We start from the raw sequence: 20,717 nt of genomic DNA, 5'->3' as shown, positions 1-20,717 counted from the left end.
CGCCAAATTGCATGCAAACAAGGCCCAAGCTTGCCAGACAAGACGCCGAAGCTGCGCCCGCCACCTCCCTGCATTTGGCAAGACATGTAACACTGTGTCAAACCCGGGCGAAATCGGGAATTTTTCGCGCCAAGCTGGTCAGAATTGGCTCTGTTACAAATTGGACAAGGGGTAGATCCATGGCCACCACCAACAACAACCGCACTGACAAAATCCTCGTTGTCGACGACGACGCCCGCATCCGCGACCTGCTGCGCCGCTACCTGACGCAGGAAGGTTTCGAGGTCATGATTGCCGAGGACGGCAAGGCCCTGAACCGCATCCTGCTGCGTGAAACCGTGGACCTCATCGTGCTGGACCTGATGATGCCCGGCGAAGACGGCCTGTCCATCTGCCGCCGCCTGCGCTCGGCCAACGACCGCACGCCCATCATCATGCTGACCGCCAAGGGCGAGGATGTGGACCGCATCGTCGGCCTGGAAGTGGGTGCCGACGACTACCTCGGCAAGCCCTTCAACCCGCGCGAACTGCTGGCCCGCATCCATGCCGTGCTGCGCCGCCGCCCCCCCGTGGAAGCGCCCGGTGCCCCTTCGGGCGACAACGAGGTCGTGAACTTCGGCCCCTTCACCTTTGACCTGGGCACGCGCGTGTTGCAAAAGAGCGGCGAAGAGCTGCCGCTGACCACCGGTGAATTCGCCATGCTCAAGGCCCTGGTGCGCCACCCGCGCCAGCCGCTGTCGCGCGAAAAGCTTGCCCTGCTGGCGCGTGGGCGCGAGTTCGAGCCCTTCGACCGCAGCCTGGACGTGCAGGTCTCGCGCCTGCGCAAGCTGATAGAAGAAGACGCCGCCGCCCCGCGCTACATCCAGACCGTCTGGGGCGTGGGCTACGTGTTCGTACCCGACGGCATCAACTAAACCCCGGCCTCCCTGCGGGAGGCTGTGGCGCCACCGCGCCCTTTTCCCATGTCACGCCCTTCCATGCTTGCTGGCAACGCCCCGGACGCCAGCTCGTCCTCCGCCCAGAATGCACGCTCCCGGGTGGGACTGAACCTCTTCTGGCGCACCTTCTTCCTGCTGGCCCTGCTGCTGCTGGGCAGTATCCTGGCCTGGCTGCAGACGCTGCGGGCGCTCGAATTCGAGCCGCGCACGCTGCACACGGCCCAGCAGATCGCCTCGCTGGTCAACCTCAGCCGGGCGGCGCTGCAGCACTCGGACGCCATCGCCCGGGTGTCGCTGATCAAGACCATGGCCGACCAGGAAGGCGTGCGCATCCAGCCGCGCGAGCCCAGCGACCGCTTTGAAGAGGTGCCGCCCACGCAGCTGAACCAGCGCCTCAACGAGCTGCTGACCACGCGCCTGGGGCCTGACACCATCCTGGCGCGCAGCGTCAACGGCGAGGAAGGCCTGTGGGTCAGCTTCACCATCGACGAGGACCCGAACTGGATCCTGCTGGACAAGTCGCGCTACACCACGGCCGGTGGCCGCACCTGGCTGATCTGGCTGGGCACGGCGGGCCTGCTGTCGCTGGCGGGCGCGGCCGTGATCGCGCGCCTGATCAACCGCCCCCTCAAGCAACTGAGCTACGCCGCCAACCGCGTGCGCGATGGGGACTTTGCCGCCAGCCAGCTCGACGAGGAGGCCGTGACCAGCGAGATCCGCGAGGTCAACATCGGCTTCAACCGCATGGCGCAGAAACTGGCCAAGCTGGAGCAGGAGCGCGCCGTGATGCTGGCCGGCATCTCGCACGACCTGCGCACCCCGCTGGCGCGCCTGCGCCTGGAAACCGAGATGAGCGTGCAGGACGACATTGCCCGCGAACACATGGTGGCCGACATCGTGCAGTTGGACGCCACCATCGACAAATTCCTGGACTACGCGCGGCCCGACCACGTCACGCTGACCGTGGTGAACCTGCATGCCGTGGTGGCCTCCTGCGTGTACGCGGTGCAGAACCACCGCGAACTGCAGATCACCATGTCCATCCCGGACGACATCTACGTGATGGCCGACGAGGTGGAGCTGGCGCGCGTCATCTCCAACCTGCTGGAAAACGCCCGCCGCTACGGCAAGACCGTGGACACCGACACGGCCTTTGTCGACATCACCATCAAGACCCGCGAGAACTGGGTGCTGATGCGCCTGCGCGACCACGGCCCGGGCGTGCCGCCGGACCAGCTGGCGCAGCTGACCCAGCCTTTCTTCCGCGGCGACTCGGCCCGCACCGCGGCCGCCGGCGCCGGCCTGGGCCTGTCCATCGTCGACAAGACGGTGCAGCGCATGGGGGGCGTGTTCTCCATCACCAACGCCAACGAGGGCGGGCTGGCCTCGCACATCCAACTACAGCGCGTGACCGATGTGCCCGACGGGCAGGACCCGCAGCACCGCCTGCAGCGTCCCCAGGTCAAGCGCCAGCTGCCACCCGACGCCATCTGAGGGCCTGGCCGCACGGCCGGCCGTGCGCTCTGCGGCAACCGTGTCGCCCACAAAAAAAGCCTTGCAGGTCCGCCTGCAAGGCTTTTTGCATGCACGGCAGGCATGCCGCACAATTGAGCATCAAAACTGGCTGCAGCGCTGATCCAGCAAGCGCCAGCAGCTATGTTTTATGCAGCCTGTGTACCTGCCTTGTAGAGCAGTGCCACGGCATTCGCCTCCATCGCCAGCAGCTCACCCACCGGGCCCATTTTCTCGGCGGTCTTGGCCTTGACGTTGACCTGCTCCACGGCCACGCCCAGCGCCCCGGCAATGCGTTCCTGCATCAGCGGGATGTGCGGTGCCAGCTTGGGCTTTTGTGCGATCACCGTGCTGTCGATGTTGCCGATCTCCCAGCCCTGGGCCCGCACGCGGCGCGTGGCCTCCTGCAGCAGCACCCAGGAGTCGGCGCCCTTGAAGGCCTCGGCCGTGTCCGGGAAATGGCGGCCGATGTCACCCAGGCCCGCCGCCCCCAGCACCGCGTCGGTGATGGCGTGCAGCAGCACGTCGGCATCCGAATGGCCCAACAGGCCCTTGTCGTGCGGGATCTCCACGCCGCCAATGATCAGCTTGCGCCCGGCCACCAGGGCGTGCGTATCCCAGCCTTCACCAATACGAAAATTCATAGCTATTCACGCTGATCCCTTGCGGGCTAGCGGCCAATTTGGTTAGGAATTCAAAAAAAGGGGTTGCCCGTGGGGTGCACCGCATCGCGCTTGCCCTTGAAGCGCTCCAGCGTGGCACTGCCACCGCGCTGCGTCAGCACGGCCTCGGCCAGGGCAAAGTCGTCGGGGTAGGTCACCTTGAAGTTCTGCGCCCCGCCGGGCACCAGCTTGGGCCGGTGGCCCAGGGCCTCCATGGCGCTGGCCTCGTCGGTGGCGACCGCGCCCATGCGCACCAGCGCATCCAGCAGCACGCCCAGGCGGAACATCTGCGGCGTCTGCGCCAGCCATTTGTCGCTGCGGTCCACCGTGGCGGCCACGCGCACGCCGTTGGCGCCGGTGACGGCGGTCTTCAGCGTGTCGGGCAGCTTGTGCGCCAGCAGGCCGCCCACACTGTCGCGCTCGCATTCGTCAATCAGGTGGTCGATCTGCGCCGTGGTCACCAGGCAGCGCGCTGCATCGTGCACCAGCACCCAGTCGTGCTGCGCCGCGCCGCGCGCCAGGAGGGCCTTGAGGCCGCCGATGACGGTCTCGGCCCGGGTGGCGCCGCCGCAGGGCAGGTGCCACCAGGCCGCGCTGCGGTAGGTGTCGAGGAAATGGTCGTTCGGTGCCACGGCCACCAGCGTGCCGGCCAGGCGCTGCACGCCGGCAAAGGCCGCCAGCGTGTGCAGCACCAGGGGCTGGCCGGCCACCGGGTGGTACTGTTTGGGCAGGTCGGGCGTCGGAGCACCCGGCGGGATGGCGCGTGCGCCCACACCGGCGCAGGGAATCAGTCCCCAGAAACGACCCTGCGGTGACCCGGGCGCATTCGCTGCAGCAAGCAAGTCTGTCATGCACTGCATTCTAGAATTGCCCGCTACACCTTCGCGGCAGCACGCCGCATTTCCGCGCTTTGTGCAGGCCCTGCGCCTGCCGTCTCCGAATTGTCTGGTTCCATGGATCTGCCCAAACTCACGCCCGGTCACCGTTTTTCCCTGCCCACGCCCGTGGGCAGCGCCGATGCCTTGCTGCTGGCCAGGCTGGCACAGCGTGAGAAAGGCCAGGGCCGCATCACCGCCATCGTCACCGCCGACGCCAGCGATGCCCAGCGCCTGATCGATGAAATGGCGTTCTTTGCGCCCCAACTGCGCACGGCGCTGTTCCCGGACTGGGAGACCCTGCCCTACGACACCTTCTCGCCGCACCAGGACCTGATCAGCGAACGCCTGGCCACGCTGTGGCGCATCCGCCAGCGCGACCATGCCCACGGCGCGGACGTGGTGCTGGTGCCCGCCACCACGGCGTTGTACCGCCTGGCACCGCCATCCTTCCTGGCCGGCTACACCTTCGAGTTCCAGCAGGGCCAGAAGCTGGACGAGGCCAAGCTCAAGGCCCAGCTGACGCTGGCGGGCTACCAGCATGTCTCGCAGGTGGTCAGCCATGGCGAATACGCCGTGCGCGGCGGCCTGATCGACCTGTTCCCCATGGGCTCGGACGTGCCCTACCGCGTGGACCTGTTCGACGACGAGATCGACTCCATCCGCACCTTCGACCCGGACAGCCAGCGCAGCCTGGACACCGTGCCCGCCGTGCGCCTGCTGCCCGGGCGCGAGTTCCCCATGGACGAGGACGCGCGCGCCAAGTTCCGCAACCGCTGGCGTGAGCTGCTGGAGGGCGACCCCACGCGCAGCCGCATCTACAAGGACATGGGCGCCGGCGTGGCCACGGCCGGTATCGAGTACTACCTGCCGCTGTTCTTCGACGCCACGGCCACGGTGTTCGACTATCTGGGCGACGACGCCACCCTGGTGCTGCACGGCGAGCTGGAGCCCGCCTTCCAGCGTTTCTGGCAGGACACCAAGGAGCGCTTCCGCCTGGTGCAGGGCGACCCGGAGCGCCCCGCCCTGCCGCCGGACACCCTGTTCCTGAACGCCGAGCAGTTCTACCAGAGCGCCAAGCCCTACCCGCAACTGGCCCTGCGCCCCGGCGTGGACGATGTGGCGGACAGCGCCTTCTTCCAGAAGCTGCCCGACCTGTCCGTGGTGCGCGGCGCCGAAGACCCGCTGCAGCGCCTGCAGGCCCACCTGCGCAGCGCCCAGCGCCGCGTGCTGGTGCTGGCCGAAAGCGATGGCCGGCGCGAAAGCCTGCTGGACTTCCTGCGCTCCTCGCAGCTGAACCCACCGGCCTTTGATTCGTTGTACGAATTCCAGAGCACGGCCCACGAACGCCTGGGAATTGCCACCTCCAACCTGATGCGCGGCTTTGCCTGGATCGAGGCCGGCATCGACTTTGTCACCGAGACCGAGCTGTTCGCCACCACCGGCACCACGCGCCGGCGCAAGAAGCAGGAGCAGGTCAGCGACGTGGACGCGCTGATCAAGGACCTGTCCGAGCTGAAGGTCGGCGACCCGGTGGTGCACAGCCAGCACGGCATCGGCCGCTACCACGGCCTGGTCAACATGGACGTGGGCCAGAAGAACGCCGATGGCACGCCGGCGCTGCAGGAGTTCCTGCACCTGGAATACGCCAAGGACGCGGTGCTGTACGTGCCCGTCAGCCAGCTGCACCACATCAGCCGCTACACCGGCGTCACGCCCGAATCCGCCCCGCTGCACAGCCTGGGCAGCGGCCAGTGGGAAAAAGCCAAGCGCAAGGCGGCCGAGCAGGTGCGCGATGCAGCCGCCGAGCTGCTGAACATCTATGCCCGGCGCGCTGCGCGCCAGGGCCACGCCTTCCGCCTGAGCGCGCAAGACTACGAAGTCTTTGCCAACGACTTTGGCTTTGAAGAAACCGCCGACCAGAAGGCCGCCATCCATGCCGTGATCCACGACATGGTCAGCCCCCAGCCCATGGACCGTCTGGTCTGCGGCGACGTGGGCTTTGGCAAGACCGAGGTCGCGCTGCGCGCGGCCTTTGTGGCCGCCATGGGTGGCAAGCAGGTGGCCTTCCTGGCGCCCACCACGCTGCTGGCCGAGCAGCACTACCAGACGCTGGTGGACCGTTTCTCCAAATGGCCGGTGCGCGTGGCCGAGGTCTCGCGCTTTCGCACCACCAAGGAGGTCAACGCGGCGCTGCAGGGCCTGGGCGAGGGTTCGGTGGACATCGTGGTCGGCACGCACAAGCTGCTGTCCAGTTCGGTCAAGTTCAAGGACCTGGGCCTGCTCATCATCGACGAGGAACACCGCTTTGGCGTGCGCCACAAGGAGGCCATGAAGGCCCTGCGTGCCGAGGTGGACGTGCTGACGCTGACCGCCACCCCCATCCCGCGCACCATGGGCATGGCGCTGGAGGGGCTGCGGGATCTGTCGGTGATCGCGACCGCGCCGCAACGGCGTCTGGCCATCAAAACCTTTGTGCGCAGCGAAAGCCAGGGTGTGATCCGCGAGGCCGTGCTGCGCGAGCTCAAGCGCGGTGGCCAGTGCTACTTCCTGCACAACGAGGTGGAGACCATCGAGAACCGCCGCCAGGCGCTGGAGGAAATACTGCCCGAGGCACGCATCGCCGTGGCCCACGGCCAGATGCCCGAGCGCGAGCTGGAAAAGGTGATGCGCGACTTTGTGGCGCAGCGCTTCAACATCCTGCTGTGCTCGACCATCATCGAGACCGGCATCGACGTGCCCAGCGCCAACACCATCGTCATCAGCCGTGCCGACAAGTTCGGTCTGGCCCAGCTGCACCAGCTGCGCGGCCGCGTGGGTCGCAGCCACCACCAGGCCTATGCCTACCTGATGGTGCCGGACATCGAAGGCCTGACCAAGCAGGCCCAGCAGCGCCTGGACGCCATCCAGCAGATGGAGGAACTGGGCAGCGGCTTCTACCTGGCCATGCACGACCTGGAAATCCGCGGCGCCGGCGAGGTGCTGGGCGAGAACCAGAGCGGCAACATGATGGAGATCGGCTTCCAGCTCTACAACGAGATGCTGGCCGAGGCCGTGCGCAGCCTCAAGGCCGGCAAGGAGCCCGACCTGCTGTCGCCCATGGCCGTCACCACCGAGATCAACCTGCACGCCCCGGCCCTGCTGCCCAACGACTACTGCGGCGATGTGCACCTGCGCCTGTCGTTCTACAAAAAGCTGGCGACGGCCAAGAGCACGGACCAGATCGACAACCTGCTGGAAGAGATCGTGGACCGCTTCGGCAAGCTGCCACCGCAGGCGCAGACGCTGATCGACACCCACCGCCTGCGCGTGCTGTCCGAGCCCTATGGTGTGATCAAGGTGGACGCGGCCCCCGGGGTGATCCACATCACCTTCAAGCCCAATCCGCCGGTGGAGCCGCTGCAGATCATCCACCTGATCCAGAAGAACAAGCACATCAAGCTGGCCGGCAACGACAAGCTGCGCATCGAGCGCGACCTGCCCGACCCCAAGGCCCGCGCCCAGATGGTGCGCGATGTGCTGCGCAGCCTGGGCACGCCGACCACGGCCTGAGTCCCAGGCACCCTCCCCCCAACAGGCCAGAGACCGGATGGGTATCTGGCCTTTTTTATCGCCGGGGGCGCCTCACTCACACTCAGATCAGAAGCAGTCCGCTGGGGGGATCAAGGAACCAGGGGGCCACGATGGCGAAGGACCGAGGGGCCGAGGAGGCATGGCTCATGCCGCCCACCGCCCCCCCCTACTTGATGCCCGCGCGCATGAAGCTTTGCACGAACTGGCGCTGGAACAGGATGAAGGCCACCAGCAGCGGGGCCGAGGTCATCAGGGTGGCGGCGGTGATGGTGGACCAGTCCACGCCCTGCTCCACGCTGGAGAACACCTGCAGCCCGACGGTCAGCGGGCGCGACTCCACGCTGTTGGTGATGATCAGCGGCCACAGGAAGTTGTTCCAGTGGAAGCTCACCGACACCAGGGCGAACGCGGTGTACACCGGCCTGGCCAGCGGCACATAGACGCGCCACAGGATCTGCAGGGTGCTGGCGCCCTCCACGCGCGCAGCCTCGTCCAGCTCCTTGGGAATGCCCAGGAAGGTCTGGCGTAACAGGAAGATGGCAAAGGCCGATGCGAAGTACGGCAGGCCGATGGCCAGCAGCGTGTCCACCAGGCCCAGGCGGGCCATGGTCTGGTAGTTCTCGACCAGCAGGATGTCCGGCATGATCATCAGCTGCACCAGCACCAGCGCGAAGGCAATCTTCTTGCCCCGGAACTCATAGCGCGCAAAGGCAAATGCCGCCAGGGTGGACAGTACCAGCTGCGCCGCCAGAATCATCAGCACCAGCAACGTGGTGTTCAAAAAATAGCGCGCAAACGGCGCGGCCTCCCAGGCGTTGCGGAAGTTTTGCAGCGTCCACGGTGCCGCCAGATCGAGCCGGGTGGCGTAGGCGCTGGGGTGGAAGGCCGTCCACACGGCATAGGCCAGCGGCAGGATCCAGCACAGCGCCAGCAGCCAGGCGGCCAGGGTGTCGAACCAGGTGTGGCGGTAGATCACCGCCGGGGCGGGAGGGCGGCTCATTGGTAGTGCACCTTCTTGTCGAGCACGAAAAACTGGAACAGCGCCACGCCGGCCAGCACCACCACCAGCACCACGGTGATGGCCGCGGCATAGGCCGTGTCCCAGAACTTGAAGCCCACCTCGTACAGGTGGTACAGCAGCAGGCTGGTGGCGTTGTCCGGCCCGCCGCGCGTCAGGATGAAGATGTGGTCCACCAGGCGGAAGGCATTGATCACCGCATTCACCAGCACGAACAGCGTGGTCGGCATCAGCAGCGGCCACTGCACGCGGCGAAAGAAGTACCAGCGCGAGGCGCCTTCGATGGCGGCCGCCTCCTTCAGGCTGGGGTTCAGCGTCTGCAGCGCGGCCAGGTAGAAGATCATGAAGAAGCCCGCCTCCTTCCACACCGCCACCAGGGTCACGGCCCCGAGCGCCGTCGACGGGCTGCCCAGCCAGTTGTGCGAGGGCAGGCCCAGCGCACCCGTCACCTGCTCTAGCAGGCCGTACTGCGGTGTGTAGAAGAACAGCCAGATGTTGGCCACGGCAATCATGGGCAGCACCGTGGGCGTGAAATAGGCCATGCGCAGCCAGGTGCGCCCGGCCATGCGTTCGTTGACCCACAGCGCCATCAGCAGGGCCAGGCCGATGGAGGTGGGGATGGTGGCCACCGCAAACCACAGGTTGTTGCGCACAGCCTGCCAGAAGACGGGGTCGTCCACCATGACGGCGTAGTTCTCGGCGCCCACCCAGACCGCGGGGCGGGTGCCGCGCGGGGTGGAGAAGAAGCTGTCGATCAGGGTGGCCACGGCAGGCCAGTGGGTGAAGGTCACCAGCAGCACCATCGCCGGCAACAGCAGCAGCCAGGCATGGATGGCCGGGCTGCCAACCCGGCGGGGCAATGAAGCAAAAGACATGGCCATCGAACGGAATTTCTCTCTCAAAACCGGCTGCATTGCCCGGGTCCCACCGCGCGGTATGCGGCAGGAACGGCGACCGCAGCAACCTGGGCCCGCCAGCCACGGCAGCGCAGCATGGACACATCACGGGCGTCCCTCGCGGACAAAAAAACATAGCTGGCTGCGCGCATGGGATATGGCCTGGAAGGCGATAAGACTTAGAGATAAGACCCAGATACCGGCGTGAGGGTCACCGGGACCACCATGCCGGCGCTGCGGCCAGCAGGCTGGTTGTGCCTGCGCGCCGCAACGTTCCGGGGCTTACTGGTAGCTGCGCAGGATGCGATCGGCCTCGCGCTGCGCGTCCTTCAGCGCCTGGGCCGAGGTCTTGGTGCCATTCAACGCCGCCTGGACCGCGTCGTTCAGCAGCTTGGTCACGCGCTGGTTCTCGTGCGTGGAGAACTCCGCCACCGACACCGGCAGCTGGTCGCGCGCCACCAGGGCGGGCGGGAAGTCCTGGCCGTACTGCTTGAGCGCGGGCGTGTCGTAGGCGGCGGGCGACACGGCGACGTAGCCGCTGTCCATGCTCCACTGCGCGGCGCGCTCGGGCTGTGTCACCCACTTGGCGAACTCGAACGCCGCCTGTTGCTGCGCCTTGGGCGCCTTCTTGAAGATGTAGAAGTTGCCGCCCCCGGTGGGCGACCCCTTACGCACATTCCCGGCAATCTGCGCCACGCCGAAGTCGAACTTGGCATTGGCCTTGAGGTTAGTCAGGTTGCCGGTGGTGGTGACGATGATGGCGGCCTTCTTTTCCATGAAGTCCTTGGGCGTCGTGCCCCACTCCACCACGCCTTTGGGGTGCACGCCGTCCTTGGTCAGATTGACCCAGAAGTCCAGCGCCTCGATCACCTTGGGGTGGTCAAACATGACCTTGGTGCCAGCCTCGTTGGCCAGCAGCACGCCATTCGGCGTGGTCAGCGTCTGCAGCATCCAGTAGGCAAAACCGGTCGAGGGGATCTGGATGCCGTACTGGGTGACGTTGCCGTTGGCGTCCTTCTTGGTCAGCTTCTGCGCGGCGTCGCGCAGTTCCTTCCAGTTCTGCGGGGCCTTGTTCGGGTCCAGACCGGCTTCCTTGAAGGCTTCCTTGTTGTAGTACATGACCACGGTGGAGCGCTGGAACGGAATGCCCCAGGTCTTGCCGCCGGTCTGGCTGTTGGCCATGAACGCGGGGTAGAAGCCCTTGAGCCAGGCCTTGTCGGCATCGGTCTTCACAAAGTCGTCGATGGGGGCAATCGCGTCTTCATCGATCAGCGTGAACATGTCGGTGGACAGCAGCACCGAGGTGGCCGGCGCCTTGCCCGACTTGTTGGCCGTCAGCGCCTTGACGATGGTTTCCTGGTAGGTGCCCGCGTAGATGGGCGTGACCTTGTACTGTGGGTGGGCCTTGTTGAAGTCGGCCGCGTAACCGTCGATGACCTTGGTGATGGGACCGCCCACGGCCACGGGGTAGTAGAACGGCACCTCCAGCGGATTGGCCTGGGCCAGGGCCGTCGACAGCCCCCACATGGCGGCGCTGGTGGCGACGATGGTTTTCAAAAAGGTCTTGCGTTGCATGCATGCACTCCTGGTAGGCCGCCGATCGCGGACTGGGAACCGCCCGATGAGGACGTGGACAAAAAAACTGCAGGGCCGTCAGGCCAGACGCTGGCCGGCGGCGTCGAAAAAATGCATGGCCTGCGGCGGCCAGGCCAGCGGCAGGGCCTGCCCGGCCTGCACCGCCTGCTGGCCCGGGGCCCGCACCGTGATCTGCTCGCTGCCCACCTGGCAGCGCAGCACCACATCGGCGCCCAGGTATTCCAGCCCTACCACCTGGGCGGGCACGCGGGCTTCGCCCGACAGCGCCACAGCCTCGGGGCGCAGCCCCAGCCAGGCGGCACCGGTGGGCGCGGGCAAGCGCACGCTGCTGCCGGCGATTGCGCCGTCCTGCAGCTGCACCAAGTTCATCGCGGGCGTGCCGATGAAGCGCGCGGCAAAGGTGGTGGCCGGCTGGGCGTACAGGGCGCGCGGCGTGGCGCATTGCTCCACGCGGCCCTGGTGCAGCAGCACCACCTGGTCGGCCATGCTCATGGCCTCGGCCTGGTCGTGCGTCACATACACCACCGTCAGGCCCAGGCGCTGCTGCAGCTCACGCAGCTCGGCACGCATTTCCTGGCGCAGCTGGGCATCGAGGTTGGACAGGGGTTCATCCATCAGGCAGACATGGGCCTGTGCCACCAGGGCACGGCCCAGGGCCACGCGCTGCTGCTGGCCGCCCGAGAGCTGGCCCGGCTTGCGGTCCAGCAGGTGCGACAGGCCCAGCAAGCCGGCCGCATCGTGCAGGCGCCGGGCGGCCTCGGCCTTGGGCACCTTGCGCACCGACAGGCCAAAGCCGATGTTCTCGGCCACCGACAGGTGGGGAAACAGCGCGTAGTTCTGGAACACCATGGCGATGCCGCGCTCGGCCGGGGGCAGGTCGGTCACATCCTGGCCGCCGATGCGCACGCGCCCAGCGCTGGCCTGCTCCAGACCGGCAATGATGCGCAAGGTGGTCGATTTGCCGCAGCCCGAAGGGCCCAGCAACACACAGAACGCGCCTGAGGGAATCGACAGATCAATGGCTTGCAAAGCCGTGGTGCTGCCCCACGACTTGGCAACACCTTCCAGTTGAATGGTGGACATCGCGCCAATGTAGGCAGGCGGCGTGACAACGTCATGACGGACTTTCCCTAGGGCACCGGCGCCCTGCCGCCAGACCGGGACAGGCCCGCCCATCGCCCCCGCTGCGATGCCGGTGCTTGATCTAGCACAAGCACCGCCTGCCCCGGCGGTGGGGACGCGGCGCCAGCGCCACCGCACAATCGCCGGATGCTGGACATCGCCCTCCTTCTCACCGCCCTGGTCGCGGCCCTGGCCCTGCGCCCCTGGCAGTTGCTGCGCAACCGCAAGGCCCTGGTCACGCAGCACCATGGCGACAGCGCCCCGCTGTGGACGCCGCTGCTGGCCACCCTGGTGGTGCTGCCGTGGCTGTGGGCCCTGCCCACGCTGCACCACATGCCGCTGCAGCTGCAGTGGTCGGGCGCCTGCCTGGTGATGATGACCCTGGGCTGGCCGCTGGCCGTGCCGGCGCTGTGCTTGGTGGGGACTATCGCCTACCTGCTCTCGCCCAGCCTGGAGGCCATCGAGGCCCTGCGCCTGACGGTGTGGCACGGCATCGTCCCGGCCACGCTGGCCATGCTGTGGGGGGTGCTGCTGCGCCGCTGGCTGGGCACCAAGGTGTTTGTCTACATCTTCGGCCGCGGCTTTGTCGGCACGGTGCTGAACCTGTTTGCCGCCGGCCTGCTGTCCGCGGCCCTGGGCCACCAGTTGCCGGGCGTGCAGGAGGACCTGTCGCAGATTGCACACTGGCTGATGGCCTGGGGCGATGCCGTGGTCACCGGCATGCTGTGCGCCGTGTTCGTGGCCTACAAGCCCGAATGGCTGGCCACCTGGTCGGACGATTTGTATTTACACGGCAAAAAGCCTTGAAATGCTGACTGCGCTTGCGCTGACAGCTCTAATTTTTGAAAAACACGCCCTTGCAGACGGGGCGCGTGGCCACCGCACCGCGACCGGGCACTGAATTTGCGTGGTCCGGGGGACTGCGACACCTCAGCCCTTCGGCTGGCGCAGCCCACCCAGGACACGCACCATGCTTTTGCGCCCCCACCTTCTGGCCTGCACCCTGGCCGCACTGTGCGTCGGCACCAGCGCCACGGCGGCCGACACCTACCCCAGCAAACCCGTCAAGGTGATGGTGGCCCTGCCCGCCGGGGGCAGCGCCGACATGCTGGCCCGCGTGATCAGCCAGGAGCTGGGCACCAAACTGGGGCAATCGTTTGTGGTGGAAAACAAGGCCGGTGGGTCCGGCCAGATCGGCATGCCCCAGGTGGCGCGCGCCACACCCGATGGCTACACGCTGACGGTCTCGCCCGCCTCGTTCCTGACCACCAACAAGAGCATCTTCAAGCAGCTGGCCTATGACCCGCAGACCGACTTCCAGCCCATCGCCCGGCTGGTTAACCAGCCCATGGTGCTGGTGGTCAAGGACAAGGCCCGCTTTCCCAGCGTCGCCGCCGTCGTCACCCAGGCAAGGGCCGCACCGGGCCAACTGACCTATGCGTCGTCCGGCGACGGCAGCCCGCAGCACCTGGGGGCGCTGATGTTCAGCACGCGCACGCAGTCCGAGATGCTGCACGTGCCCTACAAGGGCGGCGCCAACGCCATCAACGACACGCTGGCCGGCAATGTCGACATGCTGTTCGCCGTGCTGCCCGAGGCCCTGCCCCACATCCAGTCCGGCAAGCTGCAGGCCTTGGGTGTGATGAGCCCACAGCGCTCGCCCCTGCTGCCCCAGGTGGCGACCATGGCCGAAAGCGGCTTTGCCGACCTGCAACTGTCCGCCTGGGTGGGCCTGCTGGCCCCGGCCAAGACCCCACCAGCCGTGGTGGCCCAGTTGAACCAGGCCGTGCGCAGCGTGCTGCAGGGCCCGGCCCGGGACAAGCTGCTGGCCAGCGGCATGGAACCCGCACCGTCCAGCCCCGAGGAACTGCAGGCCACGATCGCCGGCGACCTGAAGCTGCACGCCGAACTGGTCAAGGCCGCCGGCCTGCAGCCGCAATAAGCGCCCCCAACGCCCGGCGGGAGCGGACACCGCCACCGGGCAGGTGACCTGCCCGGTGGCACGGGTCACGCACAAGCCCCGTTCGCCCCTGCCGCGCCGCGCAGCCGCGATAATCCGCACCAGCCCCCAGCACCTGCCGTGCTGGGCCTGATCCTGCAACCTCTGCCCGCGCCCATGCCCGCCGCTACCGAATTCGCCCCCGGCCTGACCATCCAGCACATCACCGCCCCGCAAAAGCTCAGCGACTACAAGCTGATAGCGTTCGACATGGACTCGACGCTGATCACCATCGAATGCGTGGACGAAATCGCCGACGCCACGGGCAAGAAGGCCGAAGTCGCGGCCATCACCGAGGCCACCATGCGCGGCGAGATCACCGATTTCAAGGACAGCCTGCGCCAGCGCGTGGGCAAGCTGGTGGGCGTGACCGAGGCTGACATGGCCCGTGTGCTGACCGAGCGCCTGCGCCTGACCCCCGGTGCCGACACCCTGGTGCGCGCCGCCCAGGCCGCCGGCCTGAAGGTGCTACTGGTCTCCGGCGGCTTCACCTACTTTGCCGAACATGTGCGCGGCCTGCTGGGCATCGACTTTGTGCGCGCCAACGTGCTGGAGACCCGCGACGGCGTGCTGACCGGCGGCCTGGTCGAACAGCCATGGGGCGACATCTGCGACGGCGCCGAAAAGCGCCGCACCCTGCTGGAAGTGGCCTGCCTGCTGGGCATCACGCCCGCGCAGTGCATCGCCGTGGGCGATGGCAGCAACGACATCCCCATGATGCAGGCCGCCGGCCTGTCCGTGGCCTACCACGCCAAGCCCCGCGTGCGCGCCGAGGCCAAGGTCTGCATCAACGAAGGCGGCCTGGACCGCCTGCTGGAAGTGCTGCAGTAAGGCGGACCGCCACACCCGGAACACCGCCGCCCGAATGCCAGGGCCGCGCCGGGTGTGTGCCGCCGGGGGCCTGCGCGGCCCCCAGCCCTAGCTCCAGCCCCGGCCAAGCCTGCGGCACGGCCCCGCCCCGCGGCCACCGCCCCCGAGCACATTGCAAAAAAGAAGCGGCTTGCGCTGGCCTGGCATGGGTTTCCGGTGAAAAACCATCAGAAACCCTTTGTATTCAAGCGCTTGCCGCTATTTATTCTTGCAGCGCGCGGGCTGTGCGTAAAATCGCCGCTCTCACACCCATAACGCCAACATTTCAACGTGTGCGGCCCGCAAAGGCCAGCCCCTTCCCGAACCCACGGGACCTGCGGGCTTGCAATTTGCACCCCTCCCCCCATGTATGTCCTTGCAGCGCACCCACTCGGGCGCGCTGGGGTCGTCACATGGCCCTCGTTTTGTTGACCGTCTTTTCCCAGGACTTTTTGTGAAAACTTCTTTCCGCACCACCGCTTCCGTGATCGCCGTCACCATCGCCGCATTGGCCGCGCCCACCCTGGCGCACGCCAAGCGCATGGGGGGCGGCAAGTCGGTGCGCCCTGCAGCGATTGGCCAGGCCCCCGCCAAGCCGGCCACCCCTGCAGCCCCGACCGCCGCCGCCAAGCCCGCGACACCGGCCACCCCAGCCACGCCCGCAGCCGCGGCAGCCCCCGCCGCGGCGCCTGCGGCCACCGCCGCCCCCGCAGGCTCCGGCATGATGGGCACCATCGCCGCCACCGCCACCGGCGCCGTGGTTGGCACCCTGGCGGGCAACGCGATTGCCGGCGCCTTCAGCGGTGACGACAAGGCCGCCGCCGAAGCGGACGCCAAGGCCAAGGCCCAGGCCGAAGCCAAGGCCGCCGAAGCCGAAGCCGCCGCGCTGCAAAAGAAGCTGGACGAAGCCAAGGCCAAGGCCGAAGCGGCCCGCGCTGCCGCCCTGTAATCGCCACACGGCAGTTGCCGTGCACGCGCACTCAAAACACCCCGCCGGTTTGCGCCGCGGGGCGTTTTGTTTTTATTGGCAGCGCTTCAGCGCGGGGGCCGCAGGGGATCGAGCAGGCGCGTGAGCCCGTTGTGGTCCAGCTCGTGCATCAGGGCCAGCAAGCGCCCCAACCCGCCGGGCGGAAAGCCCTCGCGCGCAAACCACGCGAGGTAATTGCCAGGCAGGTCGCACAGCAGACGGTCCTTGTACTTACCGAAGGGCATGCGGGTGGACACCAGCTTTTCGAGGTCGTCAGCGTGCACGGCGCCCCTGAATGGCAAAATTTTGCATAAAAACCACTTTCTTTATAACCAAATTAGGAAAAATTACTTAGCAGGTTGCAACGCCAAGATTACACTTGCCCCCACACCCTGAGGCTGCAATCGGTGCACACAGGGCTGAGACAACACCGCACTCCACTGTCATTTGAACGGAATCCTCCATATGTTGAAGAAGACCCTGACTGCCGTGGCGATTGCCACCCTGGCCCTCTCCGCCCAGGCTGCCGATGTCCTCAAGGTGGCCGCCACCGCCGTGCCCCACGCGGAAATCCTGAACTTCATCAAGCCCCAGCTCAAAGCCGACGGCATCGAGCTGCAGGTCAAGGAATTCAGCGACTACGTGCAGCCCAACGCCGCCGTGGAAGACAAGCAGCTGGACGCCAACTTCTTCCAGCACCAGCCCTACCTGGACAGCTACAACAAGGACCGCAAGACCAGCCTGGTGCAAGTGCCCAACGGCAAAGTGCACGTCGAACCCTTCGGCGCCTACTCCAAGAAGATCAAGAACCTGAAGGACCTGAAGGACGGCGCTACCGTGGCCATCCCCAACGATCCCTCCAACGGTGGCCGCGCCCTGCTGCTGCTGGCCAAGCAAGGCCTGATCGAACTCAAGGACCCCAAGAACCTGACCAGCACCGCGCTGGACGTGGTGAAGAACCCCAAGAAACTGAAGTTCCGCGAACTGGAAGCCCCTTTGCTGCCCCGTGCGCTGGCTGACGTGGACCTGGCCCTGATCAACACCAACTACGCAATCGAAGCCAAGCTCAACCCCACCAAGGATGCGCTGTTCATCGAGAACGCCGACTCGCCTTACACCAATATCGTCGCCGCCCGCAAGGACCGCGCCGATGGCGCCGACATCGCCAAGCTGATGAAGGCCCTGCACTCGCCCGACACCAAGAAGTTCATCGAAGAGAAGTACAAGGGCGCCGTGGTTCCCGCCTTCTGATCGGCACCACACCCCACTCCCAAGCGCTGCCCTGGCAGCGCTTTTTTCATGGGCAGGCCAATCCCAGATGACGCACCGCCCCACCGGGGTCCAGTCATCGGACTGGCCGATGGCCCGAGTGGCCACAGTTGGTGCCTACCGTGGTCTTGCGCTTGCGCGACACAAGCCCGAGCAAATCGTTACCACCAGTATCCATGGCCCGGCAACTGCGGCATGATGCCGAACTTTATTTCCCAGGCCTTTTCACCGGACCCCTCCATGAGCGACACCGCCCCCATCTCCCTGGACAAAGCCATCACCACCGGATTGAGCGAAGTGACGCTGTCACGCACCCTGGAGCTGTTTGCCGCTCACCTGGCATCGGGCAGTGACCGCCTGCTGAACTTCCGCGGTGACCTGGCGGAGCGCTACAACTACGACAAGATCAAGCCCACCATGACCCCGGCCCGTGCGCAGGGGAACGTGGTCTTCATCGAGGCCACCAGCCACAAGACCGGGGAAACCGGCTACTACCAGATCCTGGCCAACCAGTGGAAGTTGCTGGAAGTGCTGGCCCGCCTGGGCTGAGCCCCCTCCATCACAACCTCACAAAAAAAGCCCGTGGCGCTTGCACCACGGGCTTTTGCTTTGGATGGCAGGGCGCGACGTGCGCTCAGGCCACCAGCCCCTGCCACACCCACCAGGCTAGCACCAGCATCATCACCCCAGTGATGCCATCCAGCACCCGCCACGCCACGGGCTTGGCAAACAGCGGGCGCAACCGCTGCGCCGCCGCGCTGAGCAGGCAAAACCACACCAGGCTGGCACAGGCGGCCCCGACCACGAAGAACCATTTCAGCTCCCCCGCCTGGCGCGCCCCGATGGAGCCGATCAGCACCACCGTGTCCAGGTAGACATGGGGATTGAGCAAGGTGATGACCGCCAGCGCGCCCAGCACCGCCAACACGCTGCGCGGCGCCACGGCATCGCCTTCGGCCAGCACCAGGGCATTCTGGGCAAACGCCATGCGGTGCAAGGCGAACAGCCCATAGCCCAGCAGGAACAGCACGCCGCCCCAGCCGCACCAGTAGGCCACGTCGGGGCGGCTGGACAGCAGTTGCGCCATGCCGGCCACGCCGGCGCCAATCAGCAGCGCGTCCGAGCCCACGCACCAGACCACGCAGGCCCGCGTGTGCTCCCCACGCACGGCCTGGCGCAGCACATAGACGTTCTGCGCCCCGATGGAGACGATCAGCGACAGGCACACGGTAAAACCGGCCAGCCAGGAAGAGGTGATTTCAGCATTCCACATGCAGCCAATTCTCCCGCCGCATTGCCGGACTTATGCAGATAAGATAAATTAAATTACTTCATTCGAATTAAGTTTTTCTACATGCTCGACTACGCTGGACTGGAAGCATTGGCCGCTGTGCTGCGCGAAGGCAGTTTTGACCGTGCGGCCCGCAAGCTGCACGTCACGCCCTCGGCCATCTCGCAACGCATCAAGTTGCTGGAAGAGCGCCTGGGCCAGGTGCTGGTGATGCGCGGCGCGCCCTGCACCGGCACCGAGGCCGGGCGCCGCCTGTGCCTGCACGTGGAGCAGGTGGCGTTGCTCGAAAACGAGCTGCGCCGCAACAACCCCGAGCTGGTGCCCGAAGGCCAGGTGGCCCGCCCCACGCTGAAGCTGGCGGTGAATGCGGATTCGCTCAACAGCTGGTTCGTGGATGCCATGGCCGCCTTCACCCAGGAAGGCAACGAGCTGCTGGACATCAGCATCGACGACCAGGACCACACGGCCAAACGCATCAAGGAAGGGGAGGTGATGGCGGCGGTCACGGCCTCGTCCAGCCACATAACGGGCTGCAACATCTGGCCCCTGGCGAACATGCAGTACGTGGCCGCTGCCAGCCCGGCCTTCATCGCCCGCTATTTCGGCGCCCAGGGCATCAATGCCCAGACCCTGTCGCAGGCACCGGTGCTGACCTATGACCGCAAGGACGCGATGCAGGACAAGTGGCTGCACCAGCAAGGCGTCTCGGCCCGCCATGCGCCGCCGCGCCACTGGGTGCCATCGGCCCACGCCTTCGTGCGCGCCTGCGAAGCCGGCGTGGCCTGGGGCATGCACCCCACGGTGCTGATCCGCGAGCACCTGGTCAACGGCAGCCTGGTGGAGCTGCTGCCGGGCAGCGGCATTCCGGTGCCCCTGTACTGGGCGCATGCGCGCAATGCGCAGACCGGGCTGGAGCGCCTGACACAGTGCGTGATCAATGCCGCCCAGGCCTGGCTGGAGCCCATCGACCCCAAGCCCTGAGCGGCCGCAGGGAGGTCAGTGCCGCATCTGCCGCCCGGTCTCCAGCACGTTGAAGTTCAACAGATCGGTGGCCAGCACCGTCTCCCACATGAAGCAGGCCAGCGCGGCGATGAACGAGAACACCCCGCCCAGGAACAGGAACACCGCCACCATCTGCCCCTGCTCCGCCCAGGCCTGGCCGATGAACAGGAAGACAATCGTCAGCCCGATCAAAAAGCCGCACAGCGTCAGCAAGCCGATCGACCAGTTGGCAATGCGGCCCCGCGTGCGCAGGTAGTTCAGCTCGCGCAGGCCGCGGTCGATGAACTCCTCATCGTTGCTGGCGCGCACGCGCTCCTCCATCACCCTGGCCCGGTCGATGATGCGTGCCAGCCGCCCGGCCACGGCGCCGATCATGCCGGCCACGGCCGTTAAAAAGAACACTGGCGCCACGGCCAGTTGCACGCTGTGTGTGACGTTGGAAGCGTCGATCATGTGTTGTTTCTCACCCATTCAAACTGGTTGGCGCTGCCGACGAACGGCCATGCCCGCATGGTATGCAAAAAACCGGCCCGACCGGCCATCCAGACCCTTGCTTTAACGCAAATCGCCCAGTCCGGCCGTTTGATGTGCCGCAAACGCCCCCCGCCACCCGCACGCGATAGTGACGGCACACCTATTAACCCATGACTGATTGCGGAGGATGTTTGCCATGAAGATGTTCAACGACCTGATCTCGACCGACTACGGCCTGATGAGCCTGATCGTCATCCTGATCACCATTGCCATGTGGATTTACTTCACCGTGCTCTTCCTGGGCAAGATCAACAAGAGCGCTTCCGCCGCCACTGCGGCCGACAGCCAGGCCGCCACGCCCTCCGCCAAGACCTGAAGCCCGCAGAGGCCTTCCAACTTCATCTCTTTGAGGCCTGCATCTGCAGGCCTTTTTTATGGCTGCCACCGGGGAACGCCCCAGCCCCAGCCCCAGCCCCAGCCCCAGCCCCAGCCCCAGCCCCAGCCCCAGCCCCAGCCCCAGCCCCAGCCCCAGCTCCAGCTCCAGCTCCAGCTCCAGCTCCTCACCTCACCTCACTTCACTTCACTTCACTTCACTTCACTTCACCTCACTTCACCTCACTTCACTTCACTTCACTTCACTTCACTTCACAAAACCATAGCTGGCAGCGCTTGCA

20 protein-coding genes are annotated in these 20,717 nt (G+C 66.4%); 11 read left to right on the top strand and 9 right to left on the bottom strand.

What is annotated here, in order from left to right; translation table 11 throughout:
• Positions 1-179: 179 nt before the first annotated feature.
• Positions 180-914: an osmolarity response regulator transcription factor OmpR gene (gene ompR / locus KAQ61_RS04640; protein WP_042413206.1), complete on the top strand. Its 735-nt coding sequence runs from the start codon at positions 180-182 to the stop codon at positions 912-914.
• Between the two features lie 63 nt (positions 915-977).
• Positions 978-2,432: a sensor histidine kinase gene (locus KAQ61_RS04635; protein ID WP_043386048.1), complete on the top strand. Its 1,455-nt coding sequence runs from the start codon at positions 978-980 to the stop codon at positions 2,430-2,432.
• Positions 2,433-2,599: 167 nt separating this feature from the next.
• Here the strand turns inward: KAQ61_RS04635 and ispF are convergent, their stop codons facing one another.
• Complete coding sequence (gene ispF, locus KAQ61_RS04630) at positions 2,600-3,094, bottom strand: 2-C-methyl-D-erythritol 2,4-cyclodiphosphate synthase (RefSeq protein ID WP_210930645.1); 495 nt, start codon at positions 3,092-3,094, stop codon at positions 2,600-2,602.
• A gap of 50 nt (positions 3,095-3,144) precedes the next feature.
• The gene (gene ispD / locus KAQ61_RS04625; protein ID WP_210930644.1) at positions 3,145-3,963 is read right to left on the bottom strand and encodes a 2-C-methyl-D-erythritol 4-phosphate cytidylyltransferase; all 819 of its coding nucleotides are present in this window, start codon (positions 3,961-3,963) and stop codon (positions 3,145-3,147) included.
• A 102-nt stretch (positions 3,964-4,065) separates the two neighbouring features.
• Between ispD and mfd the strand changes: the two genes are divergently transcribed.
• On the top strand, positions 4,066-7,539 hold the full coding sequence (gene mfd / locus KAQ61_RS04620) for a transcription-repair coupling factor (protein ID WP_210930643.1): 3,474 nt from the start codon (positions 4,066-4,068) through the stop codon (positions 7,537-7,539).
• Positions 7,540-7,726: 187 nt separating this feature from the next.
• Here the strand turns inward: mfd and KAQ61_RS04615 are convergent, their stop codons facing one another.
• The 4 genes from KAQ61_RS04615 to KAQ61_RS04600 form a co-directional block, all read right to left on the bottom strand.
• Positions 7,727-8,560: a carbohydrate ABC transporter permease gene (locus tag KAQ61_RS04615; RefSeq protein ID WP_210930642.1), complete on the bottom strand. Its 834-nt coding sequence runs from the start codon at positions 8,558-8,560 to the stop codon at positions 7,727-7,729.
• Positions 8,557-9,459, bottom strand: a complete 903-nt coding sequence (locus KAQ61_RS04610) for a carbohydrate ABC transporter permease (RefSeq protein WP_210930641.1) — start codon at positions 9,457-9,459, stop codon at positions 8,557-8,559. The genes KAQ61_RS04615 and KAQ61_RS04610 overlap by 4 nt, the downstream gene beginning before the upstream one ends.
• A gap of 297 nt (positions 9,460-9,756) precedes the next feature.
• The gene (locus tag KAQ61_RS04605; protein WP_210930640.1) at positions 9,757-11,049 is read right to left on the bottom strand and encodes an ABC transporter substrate-binding protein; all 1,293 of its coding nucleotides are present in this window, start codon (positions 11,047-11,049) and stop codon (positions 9,757-9,759) included.
• Positions 11,050-11,127: 78 nt separating this feature from the next.
• Positions 11,128-12,153, bottom strand: a complete 1,026-nt coding sequence (locus tag KAQ61_RS04600; protein WP_042413219.1) for an ABC transporter ATP-binding protein — start codon at positions 12,151-12,153, stop codon at positions 11,128-11,130.
• A gap of 186 nt (positions 12,154-12,339) precedes the next feature.
• Here KAQ61_RS04600 and KAQ61_RS04595 point away from each other — a divergent pair, with 186 nt between their 5' ends.
• From KAQ61_RS04595 to KAQ61_RS04580, 4 genes are all read left to right on the top strand, one after another.
• Entirely contained in the window at positions 12,340-12,999 is a 660-nt protein-coding gene (locus KAQ61_RS04595) for a hypothetical protein (RefSeq protein ID WP_210930639.1), read from the top strand.
• Between the two features lie 163 nt (positions 13,000-13,162).
• Positions 13,163-14,134, top strand: coding sequence for a Bug family tripartite tricarboxylate transporter substrate binding protein (locus KAQ61_RS04590; protein WP_210930638.1), 972 nt, complete (start codon positions 13,163-13,165; stop codon positions 14,132-14,134).
• A gap of 174 nt (positions 14,135-14,308) precedes the next feature.
• Entirely contained in the window at positions 14,309-15,022 is a 714-nt protein-coding gene (gene serB / locus KAQ61_RS04585) for a phosphoserine phosphatase SerB (RefSeq protein WP_045267826.1), read from the top strand.
• 472 nt (positions 15,023-15,494) lie between these two features.
• On the top strand, positions 15,495-15,989 hold the full coding sequence (locus KAQ61_RS04580; protein ID WP_162524671.1) for an ABC transporter substrate-binding protein: 495 nt from the start codon (positions 15,495-15,497) through the stop codon (positions 15,987-15,989).
• Between the two features lie 86 nt (positions 15,990-16,075).
• On the opposite strand, the gene KAQ61_RS04575 is transcribed toward KAQ61_RS04580, so the two are convergent.
• On the bottom strand, positions 16,076-16,291 hold the full coding sequence (locus KAQ61_RS04575; RefSeq protein ID WP_043386013.1) for a DUF3820 family protein: 216 nt from the start codon (positions 16,289-16,291) through the stop codon (positions 16,076-16,078).
• Positions 16,292-16,472: 181 nt separating this feature from the next.
• On the opposite strand from KAQ61_RS04575, the gene KAQ61_RS04570 reads away from it, so the two are divergent.
• A complete protein-coding gene (locus tag KAQ61_RS04570) occupies positions 16,473-17,258 on the top strand; it encodes a MetQ/NlpA family ABC transporter substrate-binding protein (RefSeq protein ID WP_042413226.1) in 786 nt (261 codons plus the stop codon).
• Between the two features lie 258 nt (positions 17,259-17,516).
• Positions 17,517-17,825 carry a hypothetical protein gene (locus tag KAQ61_RS04565; RefSeq protein WP_052662679.1) on the top strand — a complete coding sequence of 103 codons (309 nt, stop codon included), beginning with the start codon at positions 17,517-17,519 and terminating at the stop codon, positions 17,823-17,825.
• A gap of 85 nt (positions 17,826-17,910) precedes the next feature.
• Here KAQ61_RS04565 and KAQ61_RS04560 read toward each other — a convergent pair whose 3' ends face one another.
• Positions 17,911-18,549 (bottom strand): LysE/ArgO family amino acid transporter, encoded by a 639-nt coding sequence (locus KAQ61_RS04560; protein ID WP_210930637.1) that lies wholly within the window; start codon positions 18,547-18,549, stop codon positions 17,911-17,913.
• A gap of 81 nt (positions 18,550-18,630) precedes the next feature.
• On the opposite strand from KAQ61_RS04560, the gene KAQ61_RS04555 reads away from it, so the two are divergent.
• Entirely contained in the window at positions 18,631-19,548 is a 918-nt protein-coding gene (locus tag KAQ61_RS04555; protein WP_210930636.1) for an HTH-type transcriptional regulator ArgP, read from the top strand.
• 15 nt (positions 19,549-19,563) lie between these two features.
• Here the strand turns inward: KAQ61_RS04555 and KAQ61_RS04550 are convergent, their stop codons facing one another.
• Positions 19,564-20,022, bottom strand: a complete 459-nt coding sequence (locus tag KAQ61_RS04550) for a DUF2721 domain-containing protein (protein WP_042413232.1) — start codon at positions 20,020-20,022, stop codon at positions 19,564-19,566.
• Positions 20,023-20,239: 217 nt separating this feature from the next.
• Between KAQ61_RS04550 and KAQ61_RS04545 the strand changes: the two genes are divergently transcribed.
• A complete protein-coding gene (locus tag KAQ61_RS04545) occupies positions 20,240-20,419 on the top strand; it encodes a DUF3149 domain-containing protein (RefSeq protein WP_210930635.1) in 180 nt (59 codons plus the stop codon).
• Positions 20,420-20,717: the final 298 nt, after the last annotated feature.

Origin of the sequence: Comamonas aquatica, assembly GCF_018064205.1 — a bacterium.
GTDB classification, from domain to species: domain Bacteria; phylum Pseudomonadota; class Gammaproteobacteria; order Burkholderiales; family Burkholderiaceae_C; genus Comamonas; species Comamonas aquatica.
Note: the sequence above shows the minus strand (reverse complement) of the source record. Positions and strands in the feature narration are given on the sequence as shown.

Coding starts and splice junctions, on each gene's coding strand:
- ompR (WP_042413206.1), top strand. CDS start 180: ATGGCCACCACCAACAACAACCGCACTGACAAAATCCTCGTTGTCGAC.
- KAQ61_RS04635 (WP_043386048.1), top strand. CDS start 978: ATGCTTGCTGGCAACGCCCCGGACGCCAGCTCGTCCTCCGCCCAGAAT.
- ispF (WP_210930645.1), bottom strand. CDS start 3,094: ATGAATTTTCGTATTGGTGAAGGCTGGGATACGCACGCCCTGGTGGCC.
- ispD (WP_210930644.1), bottom strand. CDS start 3,963: ATGACAGACTTGCTTGCTGCAGCGAATGCGCCCGGGTCACCGCAGGGT.
- mfd (WP_210930643.1), top strand. CDS start 4,066: ATGGATCTGCCCAAACTCACGCCCGGTCACCGTTTTTCCCTGCCCACG.
- KAQ61_RS04615 (WP_210930642.1), bottom strand. CDS start 8,560: ATGAGCCGCCCTCCCGCCCCGGCGGTGATCTACCGCCACACCTGGTTC.
- KAQ61_RS04610 (WP_210930641.1), bottom strand. CDS start 9,459: ATGGCCATGTCTTTTGCTTCATTGCCCCGCCGGGTTGGCAGCCCGGCC.
- KAQ61_RS04605 (WP_210930640.1), bottom strand. CDS start 11,049: ATGCAACGCAAGACCTTTTTGAAAACCATCGTCGCCACCAGCGCCGCC.
- KAQ61_RS04600 (WP_042413219.1), bottom strand. CDS start 12,153: ATGTCCACCATTCAACTGGAAGGTGTTGCCAAGTCGTGGGGCAGCACC.
- KAQ61_RS04595 (WP_210930639.1), top strand. CDS start 12,340: ATGCTGGACATCGCCCTCCTTCTCACCGCCCTGGTCGCGGCCCTGGCC.
- KAQ61_RS04590 (WP_210930638.1), top strand. CDS start 13,163: ATGCTTTTGCGCCCCCACCTTCTGGCCTGCACCCTGGCCGCACTGTGC.
- serB (WP_045267826.1), top strand. CDS start 14,309: ATGCCCGCCGCTACCGAATTCGCCCCCGGCCTGACCATCCAGCACATC.
- KAQ61_RS04570 (WP_042413226.1), top strand. CDS start 16,473: ATGTTGAAGAAGACCCTGACTGCCGTGGCGATTGCCACCCTGGCCCTC.
- KAQ61_RS04565 (WP_052662679.1), top strand. CDS start 17,517: ATGAGCGACACCGCCCCCATCTCCCTGGACAAAGCCATCACCACCGGA.
- KAQ61_RS04560 (WP_210930637.1), bottom strand. CDS start 18,549: ATGTGGAATGCTGAAATCACCTCTTCCTGGCTGGCCGGTTTTACCGTG.
- KAQ61_RS04555 (WP_210930636.1), top strand. CDS start 18,631: ATGCTCGACTACGCTGGACTGGAAGCATTGGCCGCTGTGCTGCGCGAA.
- KAQ61_RS04550 (WP_042413232.1), bottom strand. CDS start 20,022: ATGATCGACGCTTCCAACGTCACACACAGCGTGCAACTGGCCGTGGCG.
- KAQ61_RS04545 (WP_210930635.1), top strand. CDS start 20,240: ATGAAGATGTTCAACGACCTGATCTCGACCGACTACGGCCTGATGAGC.